At 76.0% G+C, this 15297-nt stretch carries 15 protein-coding genes; 7 read left to right on the top strand and 8 right to left on the bottom strand.

Annotated features, from left to right (window positions below; genetic code table 11):
• The first annotated feature begins 64 nt into the window (after positions 1-64).
• Positions 65-2047 (top strand): SpoIIE family protein phosphatase, encoded by a 1983-nt coding sequence (locus IF73_RS0105010; protein ID WP_031003813.1) that lies wholly within the window; start codon positions 65-67, stop codon positions 2045-2047.
• A gap of 15 nt (positions 2048-2062) precedes the next feature.
• Here IF73_RS0105010 and IF73_RS0105015 read toward each other — a convergent pair whose 3' ends face one another.
• A complete protein-coding gene (locus IF73_RS0105015; RefSeq protein WP_031003815.1) occupies positions 2063-2878 on the bottom strand; it encodes a hypothetical protein in 816 nt (271 codons plus the stop codon).
• Positions 2879-3069: 191 nt separating this feature from the next.
• On the opposite strand from IF73_RS0105015, the gene IF73_RS0105020 reads away from it, so the two are divergent.
• Complete coding sequence (locus IF73_RS0105020; RefSeq protein ID WP_107049195.1) at positions 3070-3426, top strand: YrdB family protein; 357 nt, start codon at positions 3070-3072, stop codon at positions 3424-3426.
• A 28-nt stretch (positions 3427-3454) separates the two neighbouring features.
• Here IF73_RS0105020 and secD read toward each other — a convergent pair whose 3' ends face one another.
• Both secD and IF73_RS0105030 read right to left on the bottom strand, forming a co-directional pair.
• Positions 3455-5752: a protein translocase subunit SecD gene (secD, locus tag IF73_RS0105025; RefSeq protein WP_031003822.1), complete on the bottom strand. Its 2298-nt coding sequence runs from the start codon at positions 5750-5752 to the stop codon at positions 3455-3457.
• Between the two features lie 127 nt (positions 5753-5879).
• Entirely contained in the window at positions 5880-6275 is a 396-nt protein-coding gene (locus tag IF73_RS0105030) for a hypothetical protein (RefSeq protein ID WP_031003824.1), read from the bottom strand.
• A gap of 203 nt (positions 6276-6478) precedes the next feature.
• Here IF73_RS0105030 and IF73_RS0105035 point away from each other — a divergent pair, with 203 nt between their 5' ends.
• A complete protein-coding gene (locus IF73_RS0105035) occupies positions 6479-7186 on the top strand; it encodes a lysophospholipid acyltransferase family protein (RefSeq protein WP_037878319.1) in 708 nt (235 codons plus the stop codon).
• On the opposite strand, the gene IF73_RS0105040 is transcribed toward IF73_RS0105035, so the two are convergent.
• Positions 7146-8225, bottom strand: coding sequence for an enoyl-CoA hydratase/isomerase family protein (locus IF73_RS0105040; RefSeq protein WP_234338163.1), 1080 nt, complete (start codon positions 8223-8225; stop codon positions 7146-7148). The genes IF73_RS0105035 and IF73_RS0105040 overlap by 41 nt on opposite strands.
• Before the next feature lie 133 nt (positions 8226-8358).
• Here IF73_RS0105040 and IF73_RS0105045 point away from each other — a divergent pair, with 133 nt between their 5' ends.
• Both IF73_RS0105045 and IF73_RS0105050 read left to right on the top strand, forming a co-directional pair.
• Positions 8359-8577 (top strand): CsbD family protein, encoded by a 219-nt coding sequence (locus IF73_RS0105045; RefSeq protein ID WP_051716531.1) that lies wholly within the window; start codon positions 8359-8361, stop codon positions 8575-8577.
• A gap of 72 nt (positions 8578-8649) precedes the next feature.
• Positions 8650-9318, top strand: a complete 669-nt coding sequence (locus IF73_RS0105050; protein WP_031003832.1) for a GAP family protein — start codon at positions 8650-8652, stop codon at positions 9316-9318.
• 46 nt (positions 9319-9364) lie between these two features.
• On the opposite strand, the gene IF73_RS0105055 is transcribed toward IF73_RS0105050, so the two are convergent.
• The 4 genes from IF73_RS0105055 to IF73_RS0105070 form a co-directional block, all read right to left on the bottom strand.
• A complete protein-coding gene (locus IF73_RS0105055) occupies positions 9365-9784 on the bottom strand; it encodes a DUF7144 family membrane protein (RefSeq protein WP_031003834.1) in 420 nt (139 codons plus the stop codon).
• Positions 9785-9881: 97 nt separating this feature from the next.
• Positions 9882-11210: a cation:proton antiporter gene (locus tag IF73_RS0105060; RefSeq protein ID WP_063833403.1), complete on the bottom strand. Its 1329-nt coding sequence runs from the start codon at positions 11208-11210 to the stop codon at positions 9882-9884.
• 237 nt (positions 11211-11447) lie between these two features.
• Positions 11448-12131 (bottom strand): GNAT family N-acetyltransferase, encoded by a 684-nt coding sequence (locus IF73_RS0105065; RefSeq protein WP_031003838.1) that lies wholly within the window; start codon positions 12129-12131, stop codon positions 11448-11450.
• Between the two features lie 288 nt (positions 12132-12419).
• Entirely contained in the window at positions 12420-13121 is a 702-nt protein-coding gene (locus tag IF73_RS0105070) for a ribonuclease H family protein (RefSeq protein ID WP_031003840.1), read from the bottom strand.
• 178 nt (positions 13122-13299) lie between these two features.
• On the opposite strand from IF73_RS0105070, the gene IF73_RS38530 reads away from it, so the two are divergent.
• Complete coding sequence (locus IF73_RS38530; RefSeq protein WP_031003842.1) at positions 13300-13812, top strand: hypothetical protein; 513 nt, start codon at positions 13300-13302, stop codon at positions 13810-13812.
• 324 nt (positions 13813-14136) lie between these two features.
• Complete coding sequence (locus IF73_RS0105080; RefSeq protein WP_031003844.1) at positions 14137-15291, top strand: YncE family protein; 1155 nt, start codon at positions 14137-14139, stop codon at positions 15289-15291.
• The last annotated feature ends 6 nt before the right edge of the window (positions 15292-15297 follow it).

The following is a 15297-nucleotide window of genomic DNA, read 5'->3' on the forward strand; positions in this document are numbered from 1 at the left end:
CGGAGTGCCCGGGGAGCGGCCAGACTGGGCCTGGACCGGGTGTCGAGCACTGACAGGGGTGCACATGTTCGAGGACGTTCCCCCCGTGCCCGACGGCGCCGTCCTCGACACCGTGTTCCGGCAGACCGACGTCGGGGTGCACGTGCTCGACCGGAAGCTGCGGCTCGTACGGGTCACCGGCGCGGGCCTCGTCACGGGGAGCGTCACGGAGCACCTCCTCGGGCGGCCGGCGGCGGAGGCGTACCGGATCTTCGGCGTCGAGGTGCGCGAGGACGCGCTCCGCGAGGTCCTGGACGGCGGACCGCCGCTGCGGGACGTCCTCGTACGGGGCCGCCCGCCGCACGAGACGGGCCCCGGGCACGTCTACTCCGTCTCCGTGTACCCGCTGATCGCACCGGAGGCGGACGGGGGGCAGGCGCCGCCGATCGGGCTGGTCGCCACCGTCAGGGACGTCACCCAGCGGATCCTCGCCGAACAGCGGCTGGGACTGCTCTACCAGGCCCGGGAGCGGATCGGCCGGACCCTGGACGTGGAGCGGACCGCCCAGGAGTTGGTCGAGGTGACCGTGCCGGGCTTCGCCGGATCCGTCGTGGTCGCGCTGACCGACGCCGTACTGCGCGGCAAGCCGCCGGAGCTGCGGCGCGCGGGCGAGACGCCGCTGCTGCGGTGCGCCGCCGTGGGCGGCTCCGGCGCCGTCCACGCGGACGGACCGCTGCCGGAGCCCGGGGCGGTACTGCTGCCCGGACTGTTCGGCGAGCGGCTGCCCGAGGGGCCCGAGCTGGTGCCCGCCGGCCCGGACGTCCGGCTGGTGGCGCCGCTCGCGGTCCGCGGGCAGTTGCTGGGGGCGGTGGCCTTCCGGCGCCCGCCCGGGGCCGACCCGTACACCGAGGACGACCTCGCGCTGGCCGAGGGGGTGACGGCGCACACCGCGACCTGTCTGGAGAACGCGCTCCGCTTCACCCGCGAGCACATCGTGATGACCGCTCTCCAGTCCTGGCCGCTGCGCCCCGAGGGCGAGACCCGGCACGCCGTCGAGGTCGCCCAGCGGCACCGGCCGGGCGGCACCGGGGCGGGCTCCTGGTTCGACGTCATCCCGCTGCCCGGCGCGCGGGTCGCGCTGGTGGTGGGCCAGGTGGAGCGGCCGGGGCTGAGCTCGGTGGCGACCATGGGCCGGCTGCGGACCGCCGTCTACAGCCTCGCGACGCTGGACCTCTCCCCGCACGAACTGCTCGCCCGGCTGCACACCGTGACGCAGCGTCTCGCCCGGGAGCAGGGCCCGGCGCACGACCCGGACGAGCCGGCGGCGAGCTGCACGATCGCCGTGCACGACCCGGTGACCGGACGCCTCGAGATCGCCCGGGCGGGCTCCTCGCTGTGCGTCGCCGTCCGGCCGGACGGCTCCCTCGACGCGGACCTGGTGGAGGAGGGGCCGCTGCTCGGCGGCGACGGGCCGCCGTTCGCCTGCGCCTCCCATCTGCTGCCGGAGGGCACCACCCTGTGCCTGGCCTCCTCCGAACGGGCCGGCGGCGGCCCCTCCGAGGCCCGGATCGCGGCGGCGCTGGCCCTCCCCGGCCGCGGCCCGCATCCGATGGCGGACGACCTGGCGGCCCTCCTCGCGCCCGAACGCGTGCTGCTGGTGGCCCGCACCCTGCGGCTGCCGGCCGGCGACATCGCCGAGTGGGAGGTGCCCGGCGAGCTGTCGGCGGTGGCGCCGGTACGTCACGCGGCCGAGGAACGCGTACGGCGGTGGGGGGTCGGGGTGGACCCGCTCACCGTCGAGCTGATCGTGAGCGAACTGATCACCAACGCGGTCCGGCACGGCGCCCCGCCCGTCGCCCTCCGGCTGCTCCGGGGCGACGCCACGCTCACCGTGGAGGTCCGCGACGGCGCGGCCACCGCCCCGCACCTGCGGCACGCGAAGGCCGGGGACGAGGGCGGCCGCGGCCTGCACATCTGCGCGACGCTGTCGGACGCGTGGGGCGTCCGCTACGAGGCGGAGGGCAAGACGGTGTGGGCGGAGATCGCGCTGGACGCACCGGCGCACTGAGCCGGTGCCGCCGGGTCAGGCGAGGCCGTACGACCTGGGGGTGAGCGGGGTGACGGCGTGCGGGGCCGGAGCGAGACCGAAGCCGTGGTTGGCGGCGACGGCGCGGATGTGGTCGGCCGAGAGCGAGCCGTGCCGTTCGAGGACGAGCACGGGCAGGCCGGAGCGGGTGTGCCCGGCGGTGCGGTGGAAGGACAGGACGCTGACCGCGGTCGGCCGGTGGAAGGGATGGCGCCGGCGGGCGGCCTCCTCGTCGGCGTGCGCCAGGATCCCGACCTCGGGCTCGCCGCCGAACGCGTCGACGAGGCCGTCGGCCCGCCAGTGCGCGGGTTCCTGGGCCCGGCCGGCCGAGGCGACGGCCAGGAAGTCGCCGCCGGTCCGCGCGAGCGCGGCGCCCAGGAAGGCGTGCGAGGGGCAGCGGGTGCCGGGCACGACGACCTGGACCGTACGGGCGCCGCCGTCCGTCCCGACGAGCGCGTCGGGCACCCGGTCGGCCGCCGGCCCCCGCAGCCCGATGGGCCCGAGCCCGAGCAGCTCGTCCATCAGCGACCGCACCTGCTGCCACGGCACGCCCTCGGGGAGCCGGGTCCAGTCGAAGGCGGCCGGGATCCGCTCGGGCACGGTCACCAGCCCGGCGGCCCGGCCCGCCGGACGACCCCTCATCCGGTTCACCCGCTCGACGGTCTCCCGCTCGGAACGGAAGGTCAGCGCGTAGCCGTTGCCGAACCCGTGCGCCACGGCCCGCCCCGCGGCGAGCGCCCCGGCCGCCTCCCGTACGTCCTCCGGGTCGTCGAGCACCCCGGTCCTCACCGCCGTGACCTGCTGAACGCTCACGAAAACCACCTCCGCGTCCTCACCGATGTGATCGTTGTCACGCGTGCAACGACCCAGCGCTGCGGTGGTCACCCCCGGGTGGTGTCGGGACGGGGTTCGCCGAACTCGGTCGGCGGGTGCGGCGGACGGGTTCTATGATCACGTGTTCGACTCGGGACGTGGGCCCCGGGCGGCCGGTGAGGGGACGTCATATGCGAGCTGCGCACGTGCTGAACGATCTGCTGGCCTTCCTGTGGGAGATGCTCGCGCTCGGCGTGCTCGCGTGGTGGGGCTGGCAGGTGGTCGACCCGGTGTGGCTGCGGCTGGTGACCGCCGCGGCGGTGCCGGGGGCGGCGGCGACGCTCTGGGGGCTGTTCGCGGCCCCGAAGGCACGGTTCCGGGTGCCGCTCGCCGGGGTGCTGGCCGTGAAGGCACTGGTCTTCGGGGCCGCGGCGCTGGCCCTGGCGGGGCTCGGGCACGGCACGTGGGCGGGGGTGTTCGGGCTCGTGGCGGTGGTGAACACGGCGTTCGTGACCGTGTTCCGGCGGTCCGCCGCGTACGGGCGCTGACGCCCGCCGCGGCCGGCCGCACGGTCCGTCAGACGACCGCGCCCGACGGGTCGGTGGTCCTGGGGCGCGCGCGGCGGGTGGGGGCCGGGGCGCGGGATTCCAGGGTGACCGTCAGGGGCAGGGCGGTGAAGACCGTGGACGCCATGCCCAGGACGACGCCGGCGAGGAGGGCCACCGAGAAGTCCGTGAGGGTGTCCCCGCCGAGGACGGCGAGGGCGGCCAGGACGAACAGGGCGCCCATCCCGGTGTTGACCGTACGCGGCAGGGTCTGGGCCACCGCACGGTCGGCCAGCTCCGCGAGCGGCGGCCGGCCGCCCTTGCGGCGCAGTTCGCGGAGACGGTCGAGGACGACGACCGAGTCGTTGACCGAGTAGCCGACGACCGTCAGCAGCGCGGCCAGGAACACGCTGTCCACCGGCTTGCCGAGCCAGGCGAAGAGACCGACGACGAGCAGCACGTCCTGCACCATCGCGGCGACGGCCGCCGCCGCGTACGTCCAGCGGAAGCGGACGGACAGGTAGCCGAGCTGGGCGGCGACGGCGAGGCCGAGCGCGAGGAGCGCGTGGGTGCGGAGCTCGCCGCCGAGACTGGGGCCGATGAGGTCGTCGCGTTCGACCGTGACGGGGCCCGCCGCCTCCGTGAGGGCCTCGGTGACGCGGGTATGGGCGGCGTCGCCGGTCTCCCCCACCCGGACGGTGACGTCCCGGCCGCCGTCGCCGGTGGTCTGGACGACGGCGTCGGGGAAACCGGCCGCGGCGATCGCGGCGCGGGCCGCGTCGGCGTCCACCGGGGCGGCCGCCGTGTACCGGACGTCCCGGCCGCCCGTGAACTCGACGCCCAGGTGCACGCCCCGTACGCCGATCCCGGCCAGCGCGAGCAGCAGCAGCGCGGTGCTGACGGTGAACCAGCGGCGCCGGCGGGCCATCAGCCGGGGGGCGCGGCGGCCCAGCCGGGTCCGCAGCCGGCCGAGGCCGGCCATGCCGGTGAGCGCGGGCCTGCGGCGGACGGCGGGCAGGGCGAGGGCCGCGTCGGCGAGCAGCCGCGTGATCACCATGGCGGTGACCATGGAGGCGAGGACGCCGATGGCGAGGGTCACGCCGAAGCCCTTCACGGGGCCGGTGGCGAAGGCGAAGAGGAGGCCGGCGGCGAGGAGCGTGGTGACGTTCGAGTCGGCGACGGCGCTCCACGCCTTGCCGAAGGCGGCGGCGAGCGGGCGGCGCGGATCGCGGGTGACGGCGGCGCGGCCGAGGGCCGCGTACTCCTCCCTGGCGCGTTCGAAGACCAGGACGTTGGCGTCGACGGCGATGCCGACCGCGAGGACGAAACCGGCGAGTCCGGGGAGCGTGAGGGTGGCGCCGAGCGCGACGACCGCCGCGTACGAGATCAGTCCGTAGAGGAGCAGGGCGATCGTGGCGAGCAGTCCGAGGAGCCGGTAGACGGCGATGACGAAGACGCCGGTGCAGGCGAGGCCGATCACGGCGGCGAGGGCACTGGCCCGGATGGCGTCGGCGCCGAGGGTCGGACCGACGGTGCTCTGCTCGACGGTGGTGACGGGGACCGGCAGGGCGCCGCCCTCGACGAGCGCGGCGAGGTCGCGGGCCTCCCGCGCGGAGAAGCCGCCGGTGATCTGGGTGGCGCCGCCGACGATGCCGCCGCCGCAGGTCACGCCGGCCTGGACGGCGGGGGCGGAGACGATCCGCCCGTCGAGGACGATGGCGACCCGGCGGGCGGGGTCGCCGGCCGGGGCGCAGGCGGCCTGGCCGGTGAGCCGGGCCCAGCCGGCGGCGGCGCCGTCGCGGAAGGCGAGGTCGACGGTCCAGCCGCGCCCGCCCGTGGTGTCGAGGACGGCGTCGGCGCTCTTCACGCCGTCGCCGGTGAGGGCGGGCGCGGCGAGGGCGAGGTAGCCGGCGGAGTCGGGGTCGCGGAGGGTGCGGCTGCCGTCGGCGGCGGGCCGTTCCGCCGGTGCGGCGGCGGTGCCGGTGACGGCGTGGACGGTGAGCTGGGCGGTGCGGCCGATGACCTCGGCGGCCGCGCGCGGGTCGCGCAGACCGGGGAGTTCGACGACGATCCGGTTCTCTCCGGAGCGGGCGAGCGACGGTTCGGCCACGCCGAGGCCGTCGACCCGTTTGCGGAGCACTTCGAGGGCGCGGTCGGTGGCCTCCGCGTCGGCGCGGAGTCCGGGGGCGTCCTGGGTCTCCAGGACGATCCGGGTGCCGCCGCGGAGGTCGAGTCCGAGGCGGGGCGAGGTGGTGAGGGCGGTCCAGAGGGCGAGCGCGACGACGGCGAGCGCGAGGAGCGCGCGCCGGAGCACGGCGGACGAGGGCATGGGGTCTCCACGGGCGGTGCACGGCCGCACGCCGGCGGCGGCGTTCCGTGCGGGGCGAGCTGGGGTACGCGCGCGTGCCGGGCGGCGGGCATGCCGGAGGCCCGGACGGCGGCGCGGTGGAACGGCGTCAGCTGTGCCGGGTGGAGGGTGGGCCGCGGGGGGCGGCGGGGTCGTACGGGAGGCCGGGCGGCGCGCGTTCCCGGCGCGGGTCCCCCGCCACGCGCCCGCGTGCCGGTGCCTCGTCGCCGTCGCGCGTGAGCGCGGGCACGGCGGCGGGCGGCGCCGGGAACCGAACGACGTGCTCGACGGCCTCGGCCGGTTCGACGGTCTCGGCGGGAGCCGCGTCGGTGCCGTCGACGACCGGCGCGGCGACGGCGGACGTCGTCGCCGACGGGCCGTCAGGCGCCGGTGCCGGGGCGGTGGCGGCGAGGAAGGCGCAGAGGGCGTACAGCAGGGCGGGGAGGAGGCGGGTCAGGAGGGCCGCGTGCGGGGCACGGCGGGTCGGTCGGCTTGTCGTGCGCACCGTCCGCCCCCCGTTCGCCGTCGTTCGCCGTGGTGTCCCCGTGCCGTCAGCGTAGACGGCGGGCGGTGGGCGCCGGACACCAGGTGTGCGGGGCGGTGGAGTTGAGTACGGGATGAGTACGGGCGCCCATGCCGGAGGCGGGGGCTCCGGCCGACGATGGGCGGGCCGTCGTCGTCCCGGTTCCGAAGGTGGAGGGTCCGCCCGTGCTCAGTCGTCTCGCCGCGCATGTCGTGCCGTTCTTCGGGCGGTTGACCGTGACCGCGGATCCCGGCGCCCGGATCGAGCCGGGCACCATCATCGTCGTCAACCACACCTCGCTCGCCGACCCGGCGCTGGTGCTGGCCGCGCTGCGGCGGCGGCTGGGCGCCGAGCCGGTGCTGCTCGCGGCGGCCGGGCTGTGGCGGGTGCCGGGGCTCGGGCGGGCGCTGTCGCGGGACGGGTACGTGCCGGTGCACCGGAACACCGCGCACGCCTCGGCCGCGCTGGACCGGGCGGCGGTGGCCCTCGCCTCGGGGCGGCCGGTGATGCTGTACGCGGAGGGGCGGATCCCGCCGCGCCGGGAGGCGTCGGAGGCGCCGCCGGAGTCGTTCCGCACCGGTCTGGCGCGGCTCGCCGGGGCGACGGGCGCGCCCGTGGTGCCGGTCGGGCAGGCCGGGGCGCGCCGGATCACCTCGGGCGGGACGGTGAAGCAGATCGCGGGGGTGCTGACGGCGCCGCTGCGGCGCCCGTGTCTGCATGTGCACATCGGGGCGCCGCTGCGGCTGCCGCAGGACGTGCCGGCGGCGACGGCGCTGGCGCACGGGGCCGTCACGGAGGCGTGGCGGAGGGCGGCGCTCGCGCTGGGCGAGCCGGCGGCCGGGGCGGAGCCGGTCAGCCGGCGAGGCCGAGGTCGCCGCCGGGCGGAGGCGTGAGGTAGCGGGCCACGTCCGCGTCGGTGACCTCGGCGAGGGTCGCCGGCCGCCAGCGCGGGTTCCGGTCCTTGTCGACGACCTGGGCGCGGATGCCCTCGACGAGGTCGTGGCCGGTGACGGCGGCGCAGGAGGCCCGGTACTCCAGGTCGAGGACGGCTTCGAGGCTGTCGAGGGCGCGGGCGGCGCGCAGCACGGCGAGGGTGGCCTTGAGGGCGGTCGGGGACTTGGCGAGGAGGGTGGTGGCGGCCTCCTTGGCGGCGGGGACGCCGCTGTCGGTGAGGCGGTCGACGATCTCCTCGACGGTGGGGGCCGCGTAGCAGGCGTCGATCCAGTGGCGCTGCTCGGCGAGGACGCCGGGGGCGGGCGCGGTGGTGTGCCGGGCCAGGGCCTCGTCGGCGGGGAGGCGGGTGAGGTCGGCGGCGAGGGCGTCGAGCGCGGCGGCGGGGACGTGGTGGTCGGCGAGGCCGGTGAGGAGGGCGTCGGCGGCGCCGATCTGGCCGCCGGTGAGGGCGAGGTGGGTGCCGAGTTCGCCGGGGGCGCGGCCGAGGAGCCAGGTGCCGCCGACGTCGGGGACGAAGCCGATGCCGGTCTCGGGCATGGCGACGCGGGAGCGTTCGGTGACGACGCGGACGGAGCCGTGGGCGGAGACGCCGACGCCGCCGCCCATGACGATGCCGTCCATGAAGGCGACGTACGGCTTGGGGTAGCGGGCGATCCGGGCGTTGAGGCGGTACTCGTCGGCCCAGAAGGCGACGGTGGCGGTGCCGCCGGTGTCGCGGGCGTCGTCGTGGATGGCGCGGATGTCGCCGCCCGCGCACAGACCGCGCTCCCCGGCTCCGCGCAGGACGACGGTGGTGACGGCGGGGTCGTGCTCCCAGGCGGTGAGGGCGGCGTCGAGGGCGCGGACCATGGGGTGGGTGAGGGCGTTGATGGCCCGGGGCCGGTCGAGGGTGAGGAATCCGGCCCGGCCCTCGGTGCGGCGCAGGACGTCCGCGTCCCGGTCGGCGGCGTCGGCGGGGTGTTCGGCGGGCACGGCGATCACTCGGTCCTTCCCTGGCACGGCACTGTGTCGCCGCCCAAGGTACCGGGCCGTGATCCGGGGCCGACGGGCGCGGGCGAACGCTGCGGCCTAGCGTGGATGGCGGGGACGATCCGAAGGAGGGATCGCGGGCATGAGCGGCACGATCGGCAGGGCGAAGGAGAAGGCCCGGCACGAGGTCGACAGGGCCAGGGGCCGGGCCAAGGAGCTCGCCGGCAGACTCAGCGGCGACGAGCGCATGGAGGCCGAGGGCAGGACGGACCGCGCCAGGGCCGACCTGCGCAAGGCGTGGCGGAGTCTCCGTGAGCGGGTCAGAGGCGTCGGGGACTCACTGAGGAAGGACCGGTCCTGACGGTACGGGCCGTCCGGGCGGCCCGGCCCCCCGGGCCGTCCGGGACGGCGTCCGCGGACCGGTGGTGACGCGATGGTCGTCGACCTGGTGGTGATCGGGCTCGCGGTGACGCTGTTCCCGCTGCCGATCATGGCCTTCGTGCTGGTGCTGGCCTCGGCCCGGGGGCTGCGCAAGGGGCTGGTGTTCATCGGCGTCTGGCTGGCCTGTCTGGTGGCCGTGATCGGGATCGTCGTGCTGCTCACCGGCGGGCAGCCGCCGCCACCCCGCTCCCCGCCGTCGCGGGCCGCGCAGGTGGCGACGCTGGTCATCGGCGTGGGCCTGATCGGGTACGCGGTGTACCGGCGCCGCCGGACCCGTCGGGGCGCCGCCGTGCCGGCGTCCGCGGACGGGGCCGTGGAGCGGCCGGGGTCCGCTTCGGACGGGGTCTCCTACCGCTCCGCCGCGGTTCTTCCGCTCCTCCTCCAGCCGTGGGGGATGGTCGGCGCGGCGGCCGCCACGGTCGTCCAGGCCGATCTCTCCGACGCCGGGAACGTGGTGGCACTGGTGGGCTTCTGTCTCCTCGCCACGTCGTCGCTGCTGGTGATGGAGCTGTGGATGGTGTTCTCGCCCGAGCGGGCCGAGCGGGCCCTCACCGGGCTGCACGACTGGCTCTCACGCCACAAGGAGCCCGCCATCGTCGGCGTGTGCCTGCTGCTGGGGCTGTGGCTGATGAGCCGCAGTCTCTACCTGCTGACGACGTGACGGGCTCCTCGCCGTGGATCGCGGCGGACCGCGGTGCCCCGGGGGGCTACCGCACGTCGTCGGGCTTCACGACGCACAGGGCCCAGATGACGAAGCCGGACATGGCGATCATCAGGATCGACCAGGCCGGGTAGTACGGCAGGGACAGGAAGCTGGCGATGACGACGAGGGCGGCGATGGCCACGCCGGCGACCCGTGCCCACATCGACACCTTGTACAGGCCGAAGCTGACGAGGATCGCGACGGCGCCGAGGGCGAGGTGGATCCAGCCCCATCCGGTCAGGTCGAACTGGAACACGTAGTTCGGAGTCGTGAGGAAGACGTCGTCCTCGGCGATCGCCATGATGCCCCGGAAGACGCCGACGACGCCGGTGATCCCGAGCATGACGGCGGCGAAGACGGTCAGTCCCCCCGCCCACATCGCGCTCGTGCTTCCCGAGCGGTGAGGGGTGTGCGTGGTGGCCATGGTGGACCTCGCTCTCGCTCCGCCGGGTACGGTCGCGGTACCCGTACTTCCCTCCATGGTGGTCCCGGGACGTCGGGGCCGCACGGTGCGGCGGGTGCTAGCCGGTGGGGCCGTGGGGGTGTCCGAGCCGGCGGCGGCCCGCGGGCTCCGGTACCTCGGCGGCCTCCCTGAGGTCCCCGGAGGCGGCGGCGCGGCGGAACCAGGTGCCGTACGCCCCCGCGAGGGCCGGGGCCGTGGCGCCGTGCAGGAGGACGCTGAAGGCCACGGTGAGGGCGACGACGCGGCCCATGAGCTCCGTGCCGGCGACGTGTTCCTCCGCCACCAGGAGGCCGAGGACGACCGAGGCGAGGCCGCGGGGCCCGAACCAGCCGACGTACAGCACGGTCGGGAGGCGCAGGCCGCTGCCGAGCAGGGAGAGGGCGACGGGGACGAGCCGGACGACGGTCAGGCTGAGCAGGGCGTAGAGCACGATCTGCCAGGTCAGGTGCTGGAGGGCGGGGCCGAGCAGGACGGCGCCGAAGAGGAGCAGGCTGATCGAGGCGAGGAGGCCGCCGAGGTCCTCCGCGAGTTCGGGGGTCGTGTCCCTGCCGCCGGTGCCGTCGGCCGCGGTGGTGTCGGGCGGGCCGGCCGGGATGTTCCGCAGGGCGTGGCCGAAGGCGAAGCCGGCGACCCAGGCGGCGATGAAGCCGCTGCCGTCGACGACGACGGCGAGTTCGTAGGAGCCGGCGGCGACGGCGAGGACGTAGACGTGGCGCCATTCGCGGGTGATCCAGCCGCGGGCCCGGGCGGCCTGGAGCAGCCGGCCGGCGATGCCCCCGACCAGCAGGCCGAGGACGGTGCTGAGCAGCAGGGAGCGCCAGAAGGTGCCCGCGACGCCCTCGGCGGCGTACGAGGTGCCGGGGACGGCGGCGAGGAGGACGACGAAGAACGGCAGCACCATGCCGTCGTTGAGGCCGCTCTCGACGTTGAGGCCCTGCCGGACCAGGGGCGGGACCCGTGTGTCGGAGATCGCGGTCTTGCCGAGCGCGGCGTCGGTGGGTGCCAGGATGACGCCGACCAGCGCCAGCTCCCAGACGGTGAGTCCGGGCAGCAGGGGCCAGGCCAGCAGCCAGCCGGCCGCGATGCTCAGCAGCAGGCCGATGCCGAGCAGGCGCCGGGGCAGGAACCCGCCGCGGGTGAGGTCGCGGCGGCGGACGGTCATGGCGTCGGTGAACAGCACCAGCGTCAGGGCCGCCTCCAGCAGGGCGGTGATGGGCCCCTTCTCGTCGGCGCCGATCACGTCGAGGACGGCCGGGCCGAGCAGGACGCCGCAGCCGGTGAAGACGAGCGCCGAGGAGACCGGGGTGGACGCCAGGCGCCGCGAGCCGAGGGCGTAGGCGGCGGTGACTCCGGCGACGGCCAGCACCGTCCACGCGCCACCGCTCATGGGACCGCCTCCTTCGCTCCCGGCAGGGTCGTCGCCGGCGGGGAGGCGGGCGGACCTGGGAAGCGGGGCGCGACAGCAGAAGAAGGGCGGGAAGGACTCACCCGCTTCTCGCGGATCCTGATTGCACGGTGCACGGCCACGAGGGCCGCTACCCCGTGTCCTCACACGGAGTCCTTCCCGTCACTCCCATGAAAACACCCCGTGGCGCCGCCCGCAGTGCGGGCGGCGCGGGGCGGGTCAGGCCGGGAGGAGGTCCTGGAGGACCCGGCTCCGGCGGGGGGCGCTCAGCCGGAGCTCGATGATGTCCCGGACGGTGGGCCACTCCTCGTCGAGGATCGAGTAGAAGGCCGTGTCCCGGACGGCGCCGTCGAGGCCGCGCGAGTGCGCTCTGCGAATGCCCTCGCAGGTGGCGCCGAGGCGTTCGATGGCCACCCGCGAGCGGGTGTTGCGGGCGTCGGCGCGGAGGGTGATCCGGCGGACGCCCCAGCTCTCGAAGGCGTGGCGGAGCATGAGCAGCTTCGCCTCGGTGTTGATGCCGGTGCCCCGGGCGTCTCCCGCGATCCAGGTGTTGCCGATCTCGGCGGCGTCGGGGATCGCGGTGAGCGGATCACCGTGGGGACGGCCGGGGGCCGGGGGCCAGACCAGCGGTCCCCGCCAGTAGTCGAGTTCGAGGAAGCGGGTGGAGCCGATCACCCGGTCGTCGGCGGTACTGACCAGGGCGAAGGGCAGGCAGCGCCCGACGGCCTGTTCGGCCAGGGCGCGGGCGATGTAGTCGAGAGCGGATTCCAGGCCGTCGGGCACGGGAGTGAAGGCATAGGCCGATCGGTCCGCCTCGCCGGCCCGCGCAAGGGCTTCGGCGTGCCGCATCGCCAGCGGCTCCAGGCGCACGGTGCGCCCGGTCAGGAGAACAGGTACTGGCACGGAACCTCGGGTCTTTCACGGGCAGGGGTCACTTCCGTCACGACGCTGTGCGCCGGAAGTGAAGGGGGGAATCTCGCCGGGTGCCGGATTCACGTCGAGAGACGTCGGATGAGCAGGCAAAACGGTTCGTCACCAGGTGCGAGGAGGAACAGTATGCAGCCACAACAGCTCTGAGAACAGAACCCCGGGAGAACCCGCATCCACGGGCGGGTGAAGCCTGCCGGAGGCGCTCGGAACGCGGTCTCAGGGGGCGGACAGGCACGCCCGCCCCTCGGACGGCGTCAGCGCTCAGACGCAGGTGGGATGCCCCCAGCCCTCCGCGTTCTTGCTGATGCTCTCCCCCTTGTCATAGGCACGCCCACAGCGGCAGCGGCCCGGAAACTTGGCCTTCAGAGTGCCGCCGGACGGGCGACTCCGCCGGGCCCCCGAGGCCCCGGAACCGCCGGGCGCGGAGGAGCGCGCCCGGGGCGTGCGGGGCGCGGAGGCACGCGCCGTGGCGGGCTCGGGGTCGGGGAGGGCGGAGCCGGCGTCCGATCCCAGGGGCTCCTGGGTGCGGGCGCTGTGGCTGGCGGCCCGGTCGGCGGCGTCGTTGAGGGGGTCGCCGCCCGTCTGGTGCGCGGGGGTGTAGACGAAGTCGACGTCCCGGCCGGTGAGCAGGGCGTCGATCCGGACGACGAGGTCCTTGTTGGCGACCGGCGTCCCCGCGGCGGTCTTCCAGCCCTTGCGGCGCCAGCCGGGGAGCCAGGTGGTGACGGCCTTCATGGCGTACTGCGAGTCCATCCGGATCTCCGCGGGCGCCGCGGGGTCCAGGGTCTCCAGGAGCCGTTCCAGGGCAGTGAGTTCGGCCACGTTGTTGGTGGCGCGGCCGAGCGGGCCCGCCTCCCAGCGCTCGACGGTGCCGTCCGCCCGGCCGATGACCCAGGCCCAGGCTGCGGGGCCGGGATTTCCCTTGGACGCGCCGTCACACGCGGCGATGATCTTCTCCAGCATCCTTCGATCCTGACACGGACGGGGGTGTGCTCGGGGCCGTCCGGGGTGCCGTTCCGGGGGCGCCCGGCCGGGTGGCGGCGGGCTCCCCGCGCCACGGGGTGTCGGCGGTTCCCCGTAGACTCGCCGTCTGCCCGCCAAGGGTGGCACCGGCCCCAGCTGACAGGAAGCGACGGACTCCATGAACCACGCGGACGGCACCGCACCGATCTACGCCCAGCTCATACGGGAGCGGGGGGACGTTCCCGGTGACGTGCGCCAGACCGCGGAGGATGTGCTGCGGGACCTGAGCCGGTACATCAAGCTTCCCCCGGCGGCGCCGCAGCAGCCGCCGATGGGCGTCGGTGCGCCGGTGGGCATGCCGGGGATGCAGGGGATGCAGGGGATGCCCGGCCAGCCGGGGATGCAGGGCCAGCCCGGCATGCAGGGCCGGCCGGGGATGCAGGGTCAGCCCGGTATGGGGCAGCCGGGTCAGCCGGGGATGCAGGGCGGTCCGGGAATGGCGGGCGGCCAGCCGGGGCCGCAGGGCCTTCCGGGTGTGCCCGGCCAGCCTGTGCCCGGGAACCCCGGGTCGGCGGGTCCCGCCGGTCTGCCGGGTCCGGCGGGCATGCAGGGCGCCGGTCCGGTCCCCGGCCAGGGCGGCCCGGGCGGGCACGCCGGCATCGTGGCGATGCGGTCGCTGCCGCAGGGCTGAACCCACCCGCAGAAGACAGGGGCCGGGTGGACGCCGAGCGGTACGCGGAGTGCCAGGTGTGCGTCGGCACGGCCGATCCGGGGACGCTCGTCGACCGGCTGCGGCGGCCGTGCCGGATGCCGGGCCGGCCGGGACGGTCGGGGCCGTGAGCGTGCGCCTGGCGCGCCGGGTCGTCCGATCGGCGGACCCGGGGGTCCACCGGAGGGGCCAGAGGCCGTAACCGGCCGGGCGAGGGGGTCGGGGCCCGGGGGCACCGAGGATCGGGGTACGGGAGGGGCCGGTTCGCGCGGTGTCCTCCTCCTGTCCCGTACCGAGGAGCCCGAGATGACGAAGATCCGCCGCCCGTCCCGTACCGCTCGCGTCCTGCTGCCCGCGGCCGTCGCCGGGGTGCTGCTCGCGGGATGCGCCCAGGCGGACGAGGCTCCCGCCGCCGGGACGGCCGCGCCGACGGGCCCCACCGTGACCGTCACTCCCCCGCCGTCCACCGCGTCCGCGCCGTCGCGGACGGCGGCGGGCACGCTGCTCGTCAGCGACTTCGGGTCGGACACCGTGACGTTCGTGGACCCCGCGCGCGGCTCCACCGGCTCCGTGCGGGTGGGCACCGCGCCGTACGGGCTCGCGCTCGGGAAGGACGGGCGGGCCTGGGTCGCGACCGCCGAGGGCGTCGCCGTCGTCGACACCGACACCCGCCGGCGTCTGGCCCTCGTCCCGTACCGGACGGACACCGGTCCCGTGACGACCGGCGAGTACCGGGGCGGCGGGATGGGCATCGCGCTGTCGCCCGACGGGCGGCGGGTGTACGTCGGGGTGAACGTGCCGGGCGGCGACGGCACCCTGGAGGTGATCGACGCCGCGTCCGCGAAGGTGGTGGACGTGGTGGAGGTGGGGCGCCGGCCGTTCGACGTCGACGTGAGCCGGGACGGCTCCGCCGTGTACGCGACGAACCACGACTCCTTCGACGTGACCGTCGTCGACGCGGACTCGCTCGACGCCCGGCGCGTCGAGGTCGCTCCGTACGGCACCGAGGGCGGGCTCGGCTCCTGGCTGAAGCCGCACTACACGGCCGTGCGCCCGTCGGACGGAAAGCTGCTGCTGCCGTTCGAGGGCGAGCGGCTGGCCGTCGTCGACCCGGCCACCGGGCGGGTCGAGATCGAGCCCATGACGGCGAACACGCATCAGCACGGGGCGACCGTGACGCCGGACGGGACGCTCCTCGCGGTCGGCACCGGCCCGATCGACCCGAGCGAGGACCGGGGCCCGTCGCTGACGGTGCGCTCGCCCGAGGGCGTCGAGCGGGTCTACCCGCTCGACGGGCCGCACGAGGACGTGGCCGTCTCGAAGGACGGCCGGACCGCCTATGTGACCGGCGGCTTCACCCGGGACGGGTACTGGGACGGGATCAGCGTCGTCGACCTCGGCTCGGGCGAGGTGAAGCGCCTCGCGGCCGGCTCCCGTCCGCTGGGCGTCGTGGTCCTCTAGCCGGTC

Origin of the sequence: Streptomyces sp. NRRL F-5727 (assembly GCF_000719555.1) — a bacterium.
Lineage (GTDB): Bacteria > Actinomycetota > Actinomycetes > Streptomycetales > Streptomycetaceae > Streptomyces.

Bases quoted from the DNA above. Each gene is read 5' to 3' on its own strand.
- IF73_RS0105050 (WP_031003832.1), top strand. From the start codon at position 8,650: ATGGTCGTCGACCTGGTGGTGATCGGGCTCGCGGTGACGCTGTTCCCG.
- IF73_RS0105045 (WP_051716531.1), top strand. From the start codon at position 8,359: ATGAGCGGCACGATCGGCAGGGCGAAGGAGAAGGCCCGGCACGAGGTC.
- IF73_RS38530 (WP_031003842.1), top strand. From the start codon at position 13,300: ATGAACCACGCGGACGGCACCGCACCGATCTACGCCCAGCTCATACGG.
- secD (WP_031003822.1), bottom strand. From the start codon at position 5,752: ATGCCCTCGTCCGCCGTGCTCCGGCGCGCGCTCCTCGCGCTCGCCGTC.
- IF73_RS0105020 (WP_107049195.1), top strand. From the start codon at position 3,070: ATGCGAGCTGCGCACGTGCTGAACGATCTGCTGGCCTTCCTGTGGGAG.
- IF73_RS0105055 (WP_031003834.1), bottom strand. From the start codon at position 9,784: ATGGCCACCACGCACACCCCTCACCGCTCGGGAAGCACGAGCGCGATG.
- IF73_RS0105010 (WP_031003813.1), top strand. From the start codon at position 65: ATGTTCGAGGACGTTCCCCCCGTGCCCGACGGCGCCGTCCTCGACACC.
- IF73_RS0105060 (WP_063833403.1), bottom strand. From the start codon at position 11,210: ATGAGCGGTGGCGCGTGGACGGTGCTGGCCGTCGCCGGAGTCACCGCC.
- IF73_RS0105080 (WP_031003844.1), top strand. From the start codon at position 14,137: ATGACGAAGATCCGCCGCCCGTCCCGTACCGCTCGCGTCCTGCTGCCC.
- IF73_RS0105070 (WP_031003840.1), bottom strand. From the start codon at position 13,121: ATGCTGGAGAAGATCATCGCCGCGTGTGACGGCGCGTCCAAGGGAAAT.